The organism is Paenibacillus sp. JZ16 (genome assembly GCF_015326965.1).
Lineage (GTDB): Bacteria > Bacillota > Bacilli > Paenibacillales > Paenibacillaceae > Paenibacillus_AQ.
Genome location: NZ_CP017659.1, coordinates 2,381,353 through 2,398,149 on the forward strand (window position 1 = coordinate 2,381,353; position 16,797 = coordinate 2,398,149).

Sequence of the window (16,797 nt, forward strand, 5' to 3'; positions counted from 1 at the left end):
TTTCGTTCTCCTCTGCATGTTCAATCTGTAATTTCGCCCGATTGTAAACATAAATTGGACATGTTCTGGCCAGATCAGTTCTGTTATGGACCCACAGTCCCCATCCGTAAAGTATACATATGACGGTGCCATGCCCTTTAGTCCTTGGACAAGCGGTTCCATGCGGATACAAAAAAATGAGAAGCACTTTGCATTGAAAAAGCCTTCATTCATCACAAATGAAAGTTCTCGTTATGCAAAGGGCTTCTCATCATCTCTGCCCAGCTCTATAACTTTATATGGTTATACTACATCCACATTTTACATTTGACAAGATGATCCTGATAAATAAGATCCCTATCGATTCATCGCCGACACGGCGGAGGAATGCTCGGCTTCCTGGTCGGAACACGATCCGGTGACGTCTACCCGATCCGGCGGATCCGTATACCGTTCCATCCTGCTGCCTTCCGCCACTCCCCATGCCAATTGCAATTGATCCTGCAGCAGCTCCCATTGCCTGTCGACTTCCTCTTGATTCCACTCTAAATATTCACGCATCAGCCTCATGACGGGAGCAATGGTTCGCTCGGTTTTTTGCCGGTCGAATAATAACCAGCCCGTTCTTCTTAACAGAAAATCGACTGCGGTCATCGTCATCTCATATTCGATGGAATACTCGATTTCCGCACGTAACAATCGAAGCTCGGTCGTTTCCGCTTCCTGCGAAGAAGCAGCGACCCGGTTCATCAGCTCCATCGTATTGGAGCCGTACCTGTTCATGAGGCTCAGAATGTCTTCGGGCCTGATACTAAGGGAGTCACCCTGCTTAATCAACTTCTTCTGAAGCTCCTTATAGGTAAGGCCGTTCAGGTCGCCCCCGCTGATGGGAACCCGATCCGTCGTACAGGGAGGATAGATGGTGCCATCGGCGTCTTGAAGCTGTCTGGCTGCAAGGTTCACTACCTTTTCGGCCATTTTCCGAAATCCGGTCAGCTTTCCTCCTGCAATGGTGATCAACCCGGAATCGGATATAAACATCTCATCTTTTCTCGATATTTCAGAAGGTCCCTTTCCTTCCTCACGGACGAGCGGCCGTAAGCCTGACCATCCGGATTCGATATCGTCCGGCCGCAGCCTTGACTCCGGGAAAGCATGATTCACCGCATCGATCAGATATCGCCGATCCTCCTCGGTAATACCAGGCGTCTCAATCGCCCCCTCGTAAACGGTATCAGTCGTTCCGATGTAGGTCTTGCCCTCTCTTGGAATGACAAAAATCATTCGGCCACCCGGTACATCGAAATAAGCAGCTTGCCGAATGGGAAGCTTGGCATGATCCACCACCAGGTGAACGCCTTTTGTTAAAAGCAGGCGCTTTCTCTTGAGCGAATTATCCTTGAGCCTGACCTGATCCACCCATGGCCCGGCGGCATTGATGATCTTTTTGGCGTTTATCGTATAGGTCTTGCCACTCACTTGGTCTTCTACATGAGCTCCTACTACTTTTCCTCCTCGATACATGAATTCCTGGACTTTGGCATAATTCGCGATGAGCGCTCCCTTGGCCCTTGCAGACTTCATCACTTCCACCGTTAATCGAGCATCGTCGGTTCGGTATTCATAATAATAACCGGAACCTTTCAATCCCTCCTTTCGAAAGAGCGGTTCAAGGGTCAGGGTACTCTCGCGCCGGAACATCTTGCGCCGTTCGCTGCGTTTGACCCCTGCCAGCCAGTCGTACAGATACAATCCGATCGCGCTGGCAAGATAACCATAAGTGCCTTTTTTATAAATTGGGAGCAGCATCGGAATAGGCTCCACCAGATGTGGAGCGTTCCGGTGAAGCAATGCCCGTTCAGAACCCACCTCACGTACCAAGCCGATCTCTCCTTGCTTCAGATACCGAAGACCGCCATGAATCAGCTTCGTTGATCTACTGCTCGTTCCCGAAGCAAAATCATTCATTTCCACCAAGCCGACGCTCATCCCTCTGCAGCTGGCGTCCCAAGCAATTCCCGCACCCGTGATACCGCCGCCAATCACCAGCACATCCAGCTTTTTTGCCGACATGTCCTGCAAATATTGGGTCCGCATCTTGGCGGATAAGCTTGTGTCCACCTGACATTCTCCTCTCTGAATTTAAAATAAAGAACCTATTCCATCATAAGAAGAACGTCTATCGACGTACTTTACCTGAAGACTGACCGCATTTAGCGGAAGTTTTTTTTGCGAGATAAGGATGCTAAGCCTCGTATGATACTTTCTTATCTCTTCAAAAAAAGAACCGCTTCTGCTTGGAATGCATACCAAATACAGTACGCATTTAAGCAAAAGGGTTCTCCGTTATCTCCGCCACTTTATGCAATAAATATGATTATTCATTATAGGTTGCTTTTATACTTATGTCTATATGGAGCCTATTCAGAACCGTTAAAGCCGATTCTCACTTTTTCCGTAAAGCCGATGGAGCCATGCTTTTATATTTCTTGAAGGTTCGACTGAAATAATAAATATCATTAAACCCGGTCGCAGCCGCGATTTCGGATACGGTAAGCGGACTCTCGCGAAGGAGATAATCCGCCCGGTTGAGCCTCGTCTCATTCACATACTCCGTCACGGTCCGGCCGCTGATTTCCTTGAACAGCCGGCTGAAATGAAAGCGGCTGAGACCCGCCATGCCGGATAGGAGCTCCACTGATAAATCCTCCCGGTAATGCTCTTCGATATACTTGAATATCGGGGCAAAGCGCTCCACATTCTTCATCCGCTCGATGTACTCATCCAGGGTAAGAACCGTCGCTACATAACCTCGAACAAGCAGCGTAAGCAGCCGATACAGTTCTGATTTGACGGCCAGCTCATAACCGAATTCCCGCTGTTCCAGCTCATGAATGATAGACAGCATGGAGGCTAGCGCATCATCCCCGCTAATTCGGTTCTCGAAGATCAGCCGATTCTGGGTGATCGGCGTGATGAATTTCATCTCGGTTGCATCCAGCGAATGGCTCTGAAGCAGCGAGAAGTCCGCGATTAACGCATAATAAAACAAATGATCCGACAGGCTGAGGCCGTAATGCAGCTCATTCCGGTTAATGACGATCATATCGCCTTCCTTGACCGTGAAGGTGGACGAGCCGCACTCCAAACTCGCTTCTCCTGATACAATGTATAGAATTTCAAGATGTTCATGCCAATGGTGGTTAAACAAAACCTGTCCACGTCCATCAAACTCGCAACGATGAACCTTAATCGGAAACTGAGGATCCGGCATGGTCATCGGTTCTCGCAGTGTTTTGTCCAATGTTCTGATCTCCTTCCAGTAAGACAGCACAATTGTACAAACAAACAGCACGGTTTATCATGGTGTCTTCCTCTAAAAGCATTATAATACGAAAGTGTAATGCAGTAAATTCAGAGGAGTGAACTCATGAAATCTATTAATGTTGGCGTCATTGGCACGGGATCGATCTCTGCTATGCATTTGCAATCCTATGAGAAACATGCGAACACGAATTTGCTCGCCGTGTGCGATTTAAATGAAGAAAGAGCACAGCGTGCAGCTGAAAAATACGGTGCTACCAAAGTCTACACCGATTATAACGAACTTCTGGCTGATCCGGAAATCGATGCAGTAAGCATCTGTACCTGGAACAATACGCATGCCGAAATCAGCATTGCGGCACTGAATGCAGGCAAACACGTCCTGGTTGAGAAACCTCTCTGCCGTACCGTTGAGGAAGCGCTTCAAGTACAGGAAGCCGTTAAATCCTCCGGCAAACTGCTTCAGGTCGGCTTCGTAAGACGTTACGACCCTAACGCTCAGATGCTCCGCGAGTTTGCAGACAAGGGTGAATTTGGGGACATCTACTTCGCGAAGGCTTCCTCTGTTCGTCGACTCGGCAATCCAGGCGGCTGGTTCTCTGACATCGAGCGTTCCGGCGGCGGACCTCTCATCGATATCGGGGTGCATGTCATTGATCTGTGTTGGTACATGATGGGTCGGCCAAAACCGGTTTCCGTCAGCGCCAATACATATCGAAAGCTGGGCAATCGCTCTAATGTTCGCAACCTCTCCTTCTACAAAGCGGCTGACTATGACGCGGAGAAGAACACGGTTGAGGATATGGCGAATGCGATGATCCGTTTTGAAAACGGCGCCTCTTTGCTGGTAGACGTCAGCTTCACGCTGCACTCGAAGGAGAATCTGCAATCCGTTAAATTGTATGGAGACAAGGGCGGATTCGAGATTGATCCAGAAGTGGTCATCGTAACGGAAAAGCACGATACCATCATCAACATCCAGCCTCAAACGGACAACAAAGGATTCGATTTCAACGCGGCTTTCCAAAGCGAAGTCGATCATTTCATTTCCAGCATCGAGAACGGCACGGCACCTCTCAGCCCGGTTGAAGACGGCGTTGAGATCATGAAGATTCTGTGCGGGATCTATGAATCCGCCGAAAAAGGGGTTGAGGTTCTCTTATGAAACTTGGAATAAGCTCATACAGCCTGTACCAGGCCATGAATAAAGGCGAAATGACCATTACTGATGTCATCGACTACGTTGCAGAAATCGGCGGAGAGCATATCGAAATCGTTCCACTCGGCTTTAACCTGAAGGAAACGCCGGAGTTGATCGATACCATTAAATCCCATGCCGCTTCCAAAGGGCTTGAGATCTCCAACTATGCCATCGGTGCCAATTTTGCGGAATTGGATGATGCTGCATATGAAGCGGAGATTGAAAGAGTTAAAGGCGAAGTGGACATTGCGGCCGCGCTTGGCGTTAAGCTGATGCGCCATGACGTAGGCTCTTCCAAGGACTTGTCCATCACGCATTTCCTGGAGGAACTTCCCCGCCTGGCCAATGCATGCCGAATCATAGCCGATTACGCGGCAGAACGCGGCATTACAACAAGCGTGGAGAACCACGGCTATTTCATTCAACATAGCGACCGTGTAAAAGCGCTGGTTCAAACCGTTAATCACCCTAACTTCAAAACAACCCTGGACATTGGAAACTTCCTCTGTGCAGATGAGGTGTCAACTGTGGCAGTCAAGAACAACATCGGCTTGGCTTCGATGGTTCACTTCAAGGACTTCTATTATCGCCCGGCTCACCGCGCACCTGGATCCGGTTGGTTTAACACCTCCAGCGGCAACTGGCTGCGTGGCGCGATTGTCGGCCAAGGCGATATCGATATGCCGGAAGTCGTTCGCATCGTGAAGGAATCCGGTTACGACGGCTATATCTCGATCGAATTCGAAGGGATGGAAGATTGCCGTACGGGAGCTAAGTTTGGATTGGAATATCTCCGTAAAACCTGGAATGAGGTTTAAGTGATACGGACGATGGATGACACAAGGATGATATAAGGGGGATATTAGCATGTCGAAGCCTATCATGCCTAACAAAATTGGCGTTATTGTTGACAGCTTTCGCGTTGGAGTAAGAGATGGCCTTCTTAAAGCCCGAGAAGTCGGTGCAGACGGCGTACAGATCTATGCCGTTCATGGCGAAATGGATCCGGCCAACCTCTCTGCTTCGGCGCGAAAAGAATTGAAGGATTACATCGATTCACTGGGACTTGAAATCTCCGCCCTCGTGGGTGACCTTGGCGGACACGGCTTCCAGGACCCTGCTGAGAATGCGGCTAAAATCGAGAAATCCAAACGAATCATGGAGCTCGGCTTGGAGCTGGGAACCAATATCATCACCACGCATATCGGTATCGTGCCGCAAGATCATAACAGCCGCGTATATGAAACGATGCACAAAGCTTGCCTGGAGCTTAGCACATTCGCGAAGTCCATGGACGCATTCTTTGCCATCGAGACAGGTCCGGAGCCTTCGGCTCATTTGAAATCATTCCTTGACGGCCTGGGTTCCAACGGAGTATCGGTAAACTTTGACCCGGCCAATATGGTCATGGTTACCGGTGATGATCCTGTACAGGGCGTGTACAACCTGAAGGATTATATCGTTCATACACACGCGAAGGACGGAATCAAGCTGGCTGACTATATCGATCCTCGTGATGTATACGGCGATTTCGGATACGAGGCACCTGCCCTTGACCATGACAAAATTGCCGATATGGCGGAATCGGGTGAGAAGTTCCGTGAAGTGCCGCTTGGCGAAGGCGGCGTGAACTGGAATGCTTACCTGCAAGCTCTCAAGGATATTGGCTATACGGGGTATCTGACCATCGAACGTGAAGTGAAAGCCAATCCGGAAGCGGATATCAAGCTTGCCGTGGACTTCTTGAAGACGTTCAGAGCTTAACACGTACACGATTCATTCAGAGTTCTTGCTGCAGGATGTCAATGCTACTGCTTGAATAGGAAGCAGTGAACTCATTAACTAAACAAGGCCAATCAGGGAATAACCTGATTGGCCTTGTTTTATATTGTCCTACCTAGTAAATAAAATTAAGATACCACCTGTTTCCCTGATACCGTCTCCAAGGCGCCGTTCGCTCTTGCGGAACGAATCTCGGCTTCAATAATTTCCAGCGACCCGGCAGCGCTCTCAGGCGTACATACCGTTACCGGCTCTCCTTGCGCAACATGCTCAATGAAATACCGGAGCTCACGATAATAACCGGAATCATCGGACAGCTCAGCCGTAAAGCCTGGGGCGTCTTCAGGGTACACCTTCAGTTCGTTATTCTCGAACACCAGCGTTGCCTCTTCCAAATTCACACGGTAACCCATATAAAAACCGTGTTCGCCGTGCAGCGTCCAATCCGCATGCGCGTTAATCACTTTACCATCCGGGAAACTGTAGTGGGTGGATACGATATCGTACGAGCTTCCTTTAATCATCGTTTTGGCGAAAGTCGATACGCGCTCCGGTTTGCCCATAAGCCAATGAATCATATCCACGTCATGCACATGCATGTCCGTGATACAGCCACCGCTCTTGTCTCCTTCCAGGAACCAGCCTTGAGGCGGCTCCGATCCCCGGAAGAATTCGCCTGCAACGATGCTTCCATAACGACCGTCCTCTACGCATTCTTTTAAATATTCATAAGCTGGCCAGAAACGGAGGCATTGTCCGATCATGAGCGTTTTTCCTGTGCGCTCCGCTGTTTTTACCATGCGCCAGGCTTCCTCGGAGCTGCCTGCGACAGGTTTCTCACACATGACGTGAATCCCCCGCTCCAACAACATGCAGGACATGTCCGCATGCAAATAAGTCGGCAGGCATACATCCACAATATCCAGCTCTTCATGCTCCAGCATTTTGTCCACATGTTCATACAGATGATAAGGCTCCAGGTCGTATACATCACGCTCGGTTGCCATATTGCCGTTGGCTTTGCTGTCCTTAAGCTCATCGATGCGCAAATCGCAAATCGCCACCAGTTGGATGTCCGCGCCCTCTTCGGCTAGTCGAACATAATTGTCGAAATGCATGCGCCCCATAAAACCAAATCCCAATATTCCGATTTTCAGCATCCTTATTCCCTCCGTTATCCCTTGTTATGATTGGCCTTGATGCTGGCGGGCATCCGGCTTGCGCAAAGTTGGCGTGCGTCCAAGAATCGCATCCATTGCATTGGATGTATTAAATATGATCTGCTCCGAGTAGTGGGTATACGCCGGGATCATCTCTGCGGTAACATAGTTGTCATAGCCGATCAAGCGCAGCGCTTCAACAACGGCCGGATAATTAACGTCCCCTGCCAACAGGTCGACAAATCCGTGCAATCCGCCTGCCTGTCTGCGGTAATCTTTGAAATGGACTTTTTTGATCCGCTCACCCAAAATCCGAATCCAGTGCTCCGGATAACCGTTATGCACAACATTGCCTACGTCGAAATAGGAGCCGACATACTCGGAACCGATCTCGTCGATGAAGGTCCGCAATTCCAGCGGCGACAGCAGGAATTTATTCCATACATTCTCGATCGCGATGGCAACGCCGGCGCTTTCCGCGTAAGGAACCAGCTTACGAATGGATTCTTGAGCCCGCTCGTAGGCATATTCGTAATCGATGACTGCAGAACCAGGAACAAAATCGACACCGACCGCCCCCGGGATCACAAGGATGGCATCCACTCCGAAAGCGGACGCGAGCTCCAGCTGCTTCTTGCAAATATCCATGGCCTTCTCACGGACAGCCGGGTCATCACTGGTCATCGGATATTCCCAATACAAACCTGTCGCCAAACCCGCGATGTCCAGGTCGGCTTCTTTCAGCTGTTCCGTTATGGCCTGTACCTCTTTATCGCCAGCCTGAAGGCCGAGCTCTCCTGTTTGGTTTAATGACAATTCGATTCCTTCAAACCCGGCTTCCTTTGCCAATCGGATGCAGTCGGAGATGGAAGCATCTCCCGAGAACGACCAGATATTAATCCCTTTCTTCATCGTGAATCCCTCCTAGAATCAATAGGTTAATGTTGTAACACTCGTTTTCTGAAACACATCATTTGACTTTTTCCGTCAAGTTGTAAATAAACCATTTGGATGTAATAATACTTATATAATAAATAAATATTCCGCCAAATGATTTAGATAGAAAAGTGATTATTTGGACTATTCCGTTCTATTTATCATCTCTTAATAACATTTTGGAGTGAGTTTACGGTGAGCGAGATGGACCTCAATTTTCCGATAAAACGCGAAGCGCCTTTTCGCGAATGGTCACCCTGCATTCACTATGCGCAGTTTCAACGCATGGCGACGGGATCACTCCCGCAGCGCAGGTTATACGATTTTGAACTGCTCTATGTATACCAAGGGGAAGCCGCTACAACGATGTACGGGAACCGCTATCGCATCGAAGCCGGTCAACTGATCTTCCTGCCGTCCGGTGTTTACCACCAGAATGAGGTGGTCTCCCATCCTGACGCGCGATTTTTGGGGATTCATTTTGATTTCTTTGATGAGCTGGACATACAGACCGAAGCGGATATGATTGTGAATGAAGCCGTGCTGGATCCGAATAAATTCGCGCATGAAGCGGTGTCCTCCGCTTTTCCCCCGCTCTCTTCCCGTGTCATCTACACGCCCCCGCTGCCTTGCGTTCAGATGATGGAACGAATCGTGGAGGAGTTCACCCTGCGTCCCGCCGGCTATGAGCTTGCCTGCAAAGGGCTGATGCTGGATGTGCTGGTTCAACTGCTTCGGACGCATCCTTCCCAGGCCTTGACGGAGACGTCACCGCACGATGCCAAACTGATTGAACTGATGTCTCAAATCGAAAAAACTCCAGCCAAAGACTGGAGCAACAAAGTGATTGCGGAGCATTTAATGTTAAGCCCGGATCATACCGCCAAATTGTTTAAACGCTTTGCGGGGATGCCGCCAAGTGAATTCGTGCAATCCGTTCGCCACCGCGAAGCGCGCAGGCTACTCCGGGAATCCGATATCTCGATCGAGGCGGTTGGCGAAGGGGTCGGATACCCGGATATTCATTATTTTAGCCGAATCTTCCGCAGACTGGAGGGGATTACCGCTACCGATTACCGCAAACTCTCAAGAATTCTGTAAGGTGTGCAGGCCATGGTCAGCACCTGCATGCGTCCTAAGCCAGCGATCCATTCGATCGAGCGCTTCGCTCAATCGATCGGGCGAAGCGGCATACGAGCAGCGAATGAAGCCTTCGCCCCCGGCGCCAAACACATGACCGGGTACAACGGCCACCTTTGCCTCTCGAAGCAATCGCTCCGCAAACTGCTGGGAGCCCAGACCCGTTCCGCTTATGCTGGGGAATGCGTAGAAAGCACCCTGAGGATCGCGGCAGCTTAGGCCGATATCGTTCAGACCCTGCACAAACATTCTTCTGCGTTCATCATAAGCCTGCTTCATTACGTCCCGATCCCCGAGTCCATTTCTTAAACATTCGAGAGCCGCAATCTGCCCCATGATGGGCGCGCAGAGCGCGGTATACTGATGAATCTTGACCATGGCGCCCACCAGGCGGGAGTCGCCGCAGAGGTAACCGACCCGCCAGCCCGTCATGGCAAAGGCTTTGGAGAAGCCGCCGATGACGATGGTGCGCTCCCGCATCCGAGGCAGCGAAGCAATGCTGGTATGCGTGCAGCCGTAGGTAAGCTCGGCATACATCTCGTCTGATATCACCACCAAATTGTGCGTAACCGCAAGGCGCGCAATCGGCAGCCAATCCTCGTAGGTCATCACGGCGCCTGTCGGATTGCTTGGAAAGTTAACAACGATCGCTTTCGTCCGGGGGGTAATCAACTTCTGCAGTGCAGCCGCAGTCAATTTGAACTTATGCTCTGCGGAAAGCTCCAGCTCAACGACAGTTCCCCCGTTCAATTGCACAAGAGGAGCATAAGCGACATATCCCGGCACGGGAATAATAATTTCATCCCCCGGCGAAATGAGCGCCCGCAGCGTAAGATCAATCGCTTCGCTGCCGCCAACCGTGACCAGTATCTCCCTCGACGGTTCATATTGCAGCTGGAATCCGGTATCCAGATATTTCGCAATCTCTTCCCTTAGCTCCATCAGCCCTTCATTCGGCGTGTACATCGTGCGGCCATGGTCCAGAGCTCGTTTACAGGCCTCAATCGCACATGCAGGCGTCACAAAATCCGGTTCCCCTACACCGAGAGAAATGACGTCATCGTCCGCTTCGGCCGCATTAAAGAATTGCCGGATGCCGGAAGGCGGCAAAACTTGCACCGTTGATGTTAGAAAGCTGCTCGTTGGATTCATATGCTTCTACTCCTTGCCTTCGCTTTTTCGTTCCGATAATGAAGTTTCAATGATGGCATCCAAAAGTCCGCTGAACGAATAGCCCGCCGCTTCCGCGCTTCTTGGAAGTAAACTGTTCTTCGTTAAACCCGGGAGCGTGTTGACCTCCAAAATATACGGAATCTCTTCCTTCAGGATGATATCGATCCGGGCATACACACTGCACTTCAGCGCCTTATAGCATTGAAGCGCAGCCGTACGCACCCGCTCCTGAAGTTTGGCGGGAAGCTCAATCACTTGCTCATCCGCTTCGCCTTCTTCGTATTTGGATGTATAATCGAAAAATTCGGAGTTCGGCTTGATGGACACAATCGGGAGCATCTCACCGTTCAAAACCGGGCAAGTGATCTCTTCACCCTCGATCATTTGCTCGATCATCACGGAGCGGTCCCATCGCAATGCCTCTTCTACGGCGGAGGCAAGGGCAGCCGCATCACGCACGATCCGAGTACCAACACTGGACCCGCCTGCGTTCGGCTTCACTACGACAGGATAACCGAGTACCTTCACGTCAGCGGCGGCCAACTCCTCCATACTGCTGACCATGATCCAATCGGCTGTAGTCAATCCCTCGTACCGCAGCAGCTTCTTGCTCAAATCTTTATCCATGCAGACGCTGCTGGAAAGAACGCCGCTGCCAGTATACGGAATGCCCAGGGAGTCGAGTGTGCCCTGCACCGTCCCGTCTTCCCCGTATTGCCCGTGCAGGGCAAGTAAAGCCATATCGATGCCTTCGGTTTTGCTGATCAGCTCGCGTTTATCGTGAATCTCGATCGGATAAACCTCGTAGCGGTTTTTATCCAGATGCGCGATCATCTCTTTGCCGGTCATGAGCGAAACTTCCCGCTCGGATGATACGCCTCCCATGATGACGCCAACTTTCATGATGTAGACCTCCTAAAAAATTTCTTCAAGCTGATTGCCTATGCATCACTCCGCATGCGGATGATTCTTCCGATCTCTGTTGCAGCCCGTTTACACCAGCTTCCTTGCCGCCTCGCCGATGATGCGGATCCCCTTCTCGATGTTCTCATCGGAGACGCGGGAGAATCCGAGACGCATGGTGTGCTGGCCGCCGCCATCGGTAAAGAAAATGTCGCCCGGCGTGAATACCACGCCCTGGGCTGAGCAGGCTTCCAGCAGCTCCCGGGTCCGGATGTCGGGACCGAATTCAACGAACAGGTGAAGCCCGCCGTCACCGGACAACCGCTCCATCGGGAGCCATTCCTCGCAGCAGCGGATCGCAAGCTCATATTTTCGCTTGTACTCGGCCTTCGCTCTCTTTAAATATTTCTCGAAGTTGCCGTTGTACAAATATTGAAAGAGCAGGGACTGATCCAGGGTCGACGTATGAATGCTGCGGGCGCGCTTCACGCTTTCCAGATAATGAATCAGGGTCTTGTCGGCCAGCACCCATCCGACTCGCAGGCCGGGAAACAGAATCTTGGAGAAACTGCCTAAATAGATCACGCTGTTGTTCTCGCCGCCTGCACATGCAACGAGAGGCGCGATGTGTGAGCCCGAATAGCGCAGCTCTTCGTTGAAACCATCTTCAATAACGGGAATTTCGAACTCATTCAGCAGTCGGAGCGCTTCCAGCCTCTTCTGGTGAGACATGACGATTCCTGTAGGATTATGATAGGAAGGCACAAGGTAGGCCATGTCGTATGTCCGCTCCGACAGCTCGCGTGCGAGCCCTGTCAGGCTGATGCCGTCTGGCTCCATCTCGACGCCGGTAATGGCATACCCATGCATTTTAAAATTTTTAATGGCTGTATGATGAGTTGGATTCTCGCACAGAATGCGGCCATGCCCTTTGTTCAGGGCGGATAGCACCAGACTTAAACCTTCCGTAAAACCATTAGTGATCAGCATATCCTTACCTTGAATATTCACGCCCTTGTTCTCCATATAACGGAGGAGGTAATCGATAAGGGGTTTATAACCCTTGGCGTAACCGTAGTTAAGAAGTACATCACCTTCAAGCGACATTCGGTCCAGAAATGCGCGCTTGACATTTGGCAGATCGAACAGCTTCTCATCGGGGGCGATGCTGGTAAAAGATATAGAGCCCTTCTCAGCGCGGATGCCGTGTTTCATCAAATCATTGGCTTCCGCAAGCCTGGCATATTCGTTCAGGCGAGGCCCCCAATCCAGCCGTTTGCCTTCGGGCTGCATGGGTGCTCCGCTGATCGAAGGGACAACAAAGTGCCCTTGCCCTTTAACCGCATAGATATAGCCTTCGTCCTCCAAATCCGAGTATGCGCTCAGCACCGTATTACGGCCCACTCGAAACAGCGCGCTTAGCTCACGCGTGGAGGGGAGCTTCTGATCGGCTTGCAGCGCCCCGGTTGTCATCAAGCGCTTCATGTAATCCTTGACTTGAATATACGCCGGGCGGTCATTCGCCAACTTGAAATCCAAATACATCGTTCATTTCCCCCTTGCTCTAATGATGGCATAATTTCGGCGGCACCACTAGAACCACAGCAGGCCTCTTTCGCCTCGGGCGTGGTTTGCCGATAATCTTGGCAGAACCCAGGCTATGTCATCTCTAGGATCGGACTGCCCTTTGCGCCGATATACCTGAATACATGCACTTTCTCTTTATCATGGAACCATACGAGGTCATGCACAAGCAAGAAAGAACATGCTTGGTATTCATCTGGCGAGAAAAACAAATCGTGATGCAAATCAAAACGGCCCCACCTTCTCAAAGGAAGATGGGGCCGTTTTTGCATAGAATTTATGCGGTCTGATTGACCATGATGAATAGGCTTTATATGTCGTAAGCGCAGGTGCGGTTACTTCACAACCAAACTTTCCTTGATCTTCTCGTTGATCCACTGCCGCTTCGACAGCAGCCACTCCTGCTCCCTCGGATACGCCTTAAAGGTGATCGGCTCGTCAAGCCCTTCCTCCAGCGCCTGGAGCACAGCCTCCCTGCCGATCTGCGTCTCCAGCAGCTGAAGCGCTCTCAAATCCTGAAGCGCTTCCTGAAATACCTTCAGCCGAATGGATTCGATCGGTCCTTCCTCGCCTGGGTATACCACGAAAGCATCCCCGGAAGGAAAACCGCAATCCGCATCCGTCACCTTGAACGGGTCAATGGCGCGCTTCGAGTATTGCGAATTCCAAAAGTTATATCCCCAGTGGAGAAATCCCTCGATGTTAAACTTATACAGTTGAATCCCGATGATCCGGTTTCTTGCCGAGGGCAGATTGAAGAAGCGGTTGGACACTTCCTTGTACTGGGAACAGCAATAATAGGTCCACAGCGGCGTTACCTCCTGATCCAGGAAAGGCTCGATGTGGTTGCTTGCAGGAATCGGGTGCTTCACAAGGCCTTCCTCATAAAACGAAATATCGGAGAGCGCGTCGATGATCGGGTAATCCGGCAGCAGCTCGTTCATCAACCGGCTTGCATGACCGTAAGCCTCCAGATGGGACACGGACGGCTCATCGGAAACATGGAAATAGCAGCGCTGCTTAAGTCCCCGGCCTTCAATCCAGCCGGTCAGGGCCGGTATGAATTGTCTGATGAAGGCATGATACTGTTCTCCTGTCGCATCCGTCTCCCATCCGAACAGCTTCTCGGGCTTTCCGTTCACATTAGCGATAATCTTCGGCGCATGCCCGGCTCCCCACTGGGTAAAAAGATGCGAGAATTCCAGGTACTGAATCCCATTAGAATCACACAGGTCTGCCCACCGGTCCAGCTTATCAAACCCAAATGCATACGCTCCATCCGGTGTTACGGCGACGTCAACCAGCTGCACCGTTGGCCGTTCTCCCCCCACTTCCGTATCCAGCGGAGGCGTAAATAATGGGGTCAGGATCATATTGATGCCATTCTGAGCGGCGGTCTGCATAAACTGACCGATCAACGCCCAGTGCCGTTCACTAAATATCTCCGCCTCGTAGTAGTTCGCCAAACAATCGGCATGGAACCATTCCGTATGAATCAGCGTCTGGTCCGGCAAGGTTGCCGGTATCACTTCGAGCGTGAACACCTCTTCTCCTAGCGACTCCCCTGACTCCGCTTCAAAACGGATCCGGATTTCATATGTACCGCCCTTGATCTCACCCTCAGGCTGTACCGTAAACCACAGACTTCTCCACTGGTTCGGGCATCCGGTTACTACAGGCTCTGATGCCAGAGGCAGCAACGGGTCCGGATACAGCCCGGGGGCAGCTCTTAAGATAAACTCGTCATGATCATGATACGTAGGCAGCTCCGATGGAACCAGGCCTACAGAACGGATGGTAATCCGTTCACTCAATGATGATTGCAGATGAACCCGGATGTTTTTTAACAAACGATTGGAACGGTATGCAACTTGAAACGAGTACGTCTCATTGCCAAACGAAGACCCTCTGTCATACGAGGCCTGGGACAGTTCTTCGTCGGCAAATACTTTGGACAAAGAGCTTAACAGCCGGGTCTCAAATGATACGGAATGGCTCATGCAGGTTACATCCTCTCTACAATGAAATGGGATACTTTCACGTACATCTTACACTAATCTGGATGGAACGGAAGGTAAATTTTGCGTTTTCGAAAAAAAGGAGCCACCGCCTTTTTGCGATGGCCGCCTTATTATGGCACCATACCGAAATTTCTGCCGAATGTTAGAATTCTTTCACCAATCCGTCGAACTCCGATATATTTCAAAGCCGGACAGACGCGGACACCATCTCGATTCCAAAATCGTAAGCCGGATATATTGAGCCCGTACAGCGGGAAAGCGGCAGATGCGTTTGCGCCCGATTACCGTCCCGGATTGAATCGTGTGCCAGTTCCCGTTTTCCATATATTCAAGCTCGAAGCGCTCGATCCGCTGCCCATACCGGTATTCAGCCAATACGATATGATCAAAATCGATCGCCCGCCCGAGGTCCAGCTCAATCACGGCGTATTCCGTGCCCTCCTCAGGGCTCCAATACGTATCCTTGCTGCCATCGACAACAAATCGAGCCTCCAGCCCCGCCTTCGTCTCGGATGCCGTAACATCCGCATCAGCAGCCAGATTGGTTTCAAATGTATTTCGAATGGCGTCACCCAGTTCCTGCAGACGCTGCAGATCGTTCTCATGAACAAGTCCGCGGGTATCGGGCGGAATATTGAGCAGAAAGGTGGCATTGCCGCCAACCGAGCCGTAATAGATATGCAGCAATTCTTCCAGCGATCGGACTTTATCGTCTTCGGACGCATGGTAGAACCAGCCGGGACGGATCGAGGTATTGACTTCGGCCGGATACCATACCAGCTCCTTCTCGCCCTGAATGACGCTCCGGCTGCCGAGATCCTCTTCGCTCGATTCATAGCGGCGCGCAAACTCCCGGTCATCGGTTTGCTGCGACTTTTCCTGGATCGCTTCATTCTGACGCAGCGACGCCGGAACGACGCTCCACTCCGACTCCCTGCAATGCCCCGCTTCATTCCCGCACCAGCGAATGTCCGGTCCGCATACCGAGATGGCGGCATTTGGCTGCAGTTCCCGAATCAGGGCGTAATACGACTCCCAATCGTATTCCTGACGCTTGCCATTCGGACCTTCGCCGCAGGCTCCGTCAAACCAGACGCTGAATATCTCCCCGTAGCCGGTCAGGAGCTCTCTTAGCTGATTCAGAAAAAATTGATTGTACCGCGGCGAATCCCCATATGACGGTTCATGCCGGTCCCAGGGGGACAAGTAGATGCCGAACTTGATTCCCCCTCTCCTGCAGGCATCGGCAACCTCCTTCACCACATCCCCGCGTCCGTTTCGCCACGGGCTGCTCTTCACGGAATGCTCCGTATACTGACTCGGCCATAAACAGAAGCCGTCGTGATGCTTGCAAGTCAGGATCAAGCCGCGCATGCCGGCACTGACACAAGCGCTTACCCACTGATCCGCATCCAGCTGCTCCGGATTGAACAGGGCAGGATCTTCTTTTCCCGAGCCCCATTCCATATCCGTGAACGTATTGATGGTAAAATGAAAGAAGGCATAGAACTCCATCTCCTGGACGGCTAATTGACGTTCCGAGGGCATAATATTGGCCGCGTATTCAATAAAATTGTGCAAGCGATAAACCTCC

13 protein-coding genes are annotated in these 16,797 nt (G+C 51.1%); 4 read left to right on the top strand and 9 right to left on the bottom strand.

The window, feature by feature from the left end; translation table 11 throughout:
* Nucleotides 1-336 precede the first annotated feature (336 nt).
* On the bottom strand, nt 337-2,100 hold the full coding sequence (locus BJP58_RS10880; RefSeq protein ID WP_194543924.1) for a glycerol-3-phosphate dehydrogenase/oxidase: 1,764 nt from the start codon (nt 2,098-2,100) through the stop codon (nt 337-339).
* A gap of 325 nt (nt 2,101-2,425) precedes the next feature.
* Nucleotides 2,426-3,283: an AraC family transcriptional regulator gene (locus BJP58_RS10885; RefSeq protein WP_194543925.1), complete on the bottom strand. Its 858-nt coding sequence runs from the start codon at nt 3,281-3,283 to the stop codon at nt 2,426-2,428.
* A 126-nt stretch (nt 3,284-3,409) separates the two neighbouring features.
* Here BJP58_RS10885 and BJP58_RS10890 point away from each other — a divergent pair, with 126 nt between their 5' ends.
* Genes BJP58_RS10890 through BJP58_RS10900 form a run of 3 tightly spaced genes read left to right on the top strand, consistent with a single transcriptional unit; the run spans nt 3,410 to nt 6,268 of the window.
* Nucleotides 3,410-4,468 (top strand): Gfo/Idh/MocA family protein, encoded by a 1,059-nt coding sequence (locus BJP58_RS10890; protein ID WP_194543926.1) that lies wholly within the window; start codon nt 3,410-3,412, stop codon nt 4,466-4,468.
* Nucleotides 4,465-5,322, top strand: a complete 858-nt coding sequence (locus tag BJP58_RS10895; RefSeq protein ID WP_113060682.1) for a sugar phosphate isomerase/epimerase family protein — start codon at nt 4,465-4,467, stop codon at nt 5,320-5,322. The genes BJP58_RS10890 and BJP58_RS10895 overlap by 4 nt, the downstream gene beginning before the upstream one ends.
* A 49-nt stretch (nt 5,323-5,371) precedes the next feature.
* A complete protein-coding gene (locus BJP58_RS10900; protein WP_194543927.1) occupies nt 5,372-6,268 on the top strand; it encodes a sugar phosphate isomerase/epimerase family protein in 897 nt (298 codons plus the stop codon).
* A 146-nt stretch (nt 6,269-6,414) separates the two neighbouring features.
* On the opposite strand, the gene BJP58_RS10905 is transcribed toward BJP58_RS10900, so the two are convergent.
* Together BJP58_RS10905 and BJP58_RS10910 are read right to left on the bottom strand one after the other, a co-directional pair.
* Nucleotides 6,415-7,446: a Gfo/Idh/MocA family protein gene (locus tag BJP58_RS10905; RefSeq protein ID WP_194543928.1), complete on the bottom strand. Its 1,032-nt coding sequence runs from the start codon at nt 7,444-7,446 to the stop codon at nt 6,415-6,417.
* A 24-nt stretch (nt 7,447-7,470) separates the two neighbouring features.
* Nucleotides 7,471-8,358, bottom strand: coding sequence for a sugar phosphate isomerase/epimerase family protein (locus BJP58_RS10910; protein ID WP_194543929.1), 888 nt, complete (start codon nt 8,356-8,358; stop codon nt 7,471-7,473).
* Nucleotides 8,359-8,586: 228 nt separating this feature from the next.
* On the opposite strand from BJP58_RS10910, the gene BJP58_RS10915 reads away from it, so the two are divergent.
* Nucleotides 8,587-9,483: a helix-turn-helix transcriptional regulator gene (locus BJP58_RS10915; protein WP_233355129.1), complete on the top strand. Its 897-nt coding sequence runs from the start codon at nt 8,587-8,589 to the stop codon at nt 9,481-9,483.
* On the opposite strand, the gene BJP58_RS10920 is transcribed toward BJP58_RS10915, so the two are convergent.
* The 5 genes from BJP58_RS10920 to BJP58_RS10940 form a co-directional block, all read right to left on the bottom strand.
* Entirely contained in the window at nt 9,469-10,674 is a 1,206-nt protein-coding gene (locus BJP58_RS10920; RefSeq protein ID WP_194543931.1) for an aminotransferase class I/II-fold pyridoxal phosphate-dependent enzyme, read from the bottom strand. The two genes, BJP58_RS10915 and BJP58_RS10920, sit on opposite strands and share 15 nt — an antisense overlap.
* 6 nt (nt 10,675-10,680) lie before the next feature.
* A complete protein-coding gene (locus tag BJP58_RS10925; protein ID WP_194543932.1) occupies nt 10,681-11,598 on the bottom strand; it encodes a D-alanine--D-alanine ligase in 918 nt (305 codons plus the stop codon).
* 90 nt (nt 11,599-11,688) lie between these two features.
* Nucleotides 11,689-13,143: an aminotransferase-like domain-containing protein gene (locus BJP58_RS10930; RefSeq protein WP_194543933.1), complete on the bottom strand. Its 1,455-nt coding sequence runs from the start codon at nt 13,141-13,143 to the stop codon at nt 11,689-11,691.
* A 374-nt stretch (nt 13,144-13,517) separates the two neighbouring features.
* Nucleotides 13,518-15,182 (bottom strand): DUF4091 domain-containing protein, encoded by a 1,665-nt coding sequence (locus BJP58_RS10935; protein ID WP_194543934.1) that lies wholly within the window; start codon nt 15,180-15,182, stop codon nt 13,518-13,520.
* A 174-nt stretch (nt 15,183-15,356) separates the two neighbouring features.
* Entirely contained in the window at nt 15,357-16,784 is a 1,428-nt protein-coding gene (locus BJP58_RS10940) for an alpha-L-fucosidase (protein ID WP_194543935.1), read from the bottom strand.
* Nucleotides 16,785-16,797: the final 13 nt, after the last annotated feature.

Bases quoted from the DNA above. Each gene is read 5' to 3' on its own strand.
- BJP58_RS10890 (WP_194543926.1), top strand. From the start codon at position 3,410: ATGAAATCTATTAATGTTGGCGTCATTGGCACGGGATCGATCTCTGCT.
- BJP58_RS10895 (WP_113060682.1), top strand. From the start codon at position 4,465: ATGAAACTTGGAATAAGCTCATACAGCCTGTACCAGGCCATGAATAAA.
- BJP58_RS10900 (WP_194543927.1), top strand. From the start codon at position 5,372: ATGTCGAAGCCTATCATGCCTAACAAAATTGGCGTTATTGTTGACAGC.
- BJP58_RS10905 (WP_194543928.1), bottom strand. From the start codon at position 7,446: ATGCTGAAAATCGGAATATTGGGATTTGGTTTTATGGGGCGCATGCAT.
- BJP58_RS10910 (WP_194543929.1), bottom strand. From the start codon at position 8,358: ATGAAGAAAGGGATTAATATCTGGTCGTTCTCGGGAGATGCTTCCATC.
- BJP58_RS10915 (WP_233355129.1), top strand. From the start codon at position 8,587: ATGGACCTCAATTTTCCGATAAAACGCGAAGCGCCTTTTCGCGAATGG.
- BJP58_RS10920 (WP_194543931.1), bottom strand. From the start codon at position 10,674: ATGAATCCAACGAGCAGCTTTCTAACATCAACGGTGCAAGTTTTGCCG.
- BJP58_RS10925 (WP_194543932.1), bottom strand. From the start codon at position 11,598: ATGAAAGTTGGCGTCATCATGGGAGGCGTATCATCCGAGCGGGAAGTT.
- BJP58_RS10930 (WP_194543933.1), bottom strand. From the start codon at position 13,143: ATGTATTTGGATTTCAAGTTGGCGAATGACCGCCCGGCGTATATTCAA.
- BJP58_RS10935 (WP_194543934.1), bottom strand. From the start codon at position 15,182: ATGAGCCATTCCGTATCATTTGAGACCCGGCTGTTAAGCTCTTTGTCC.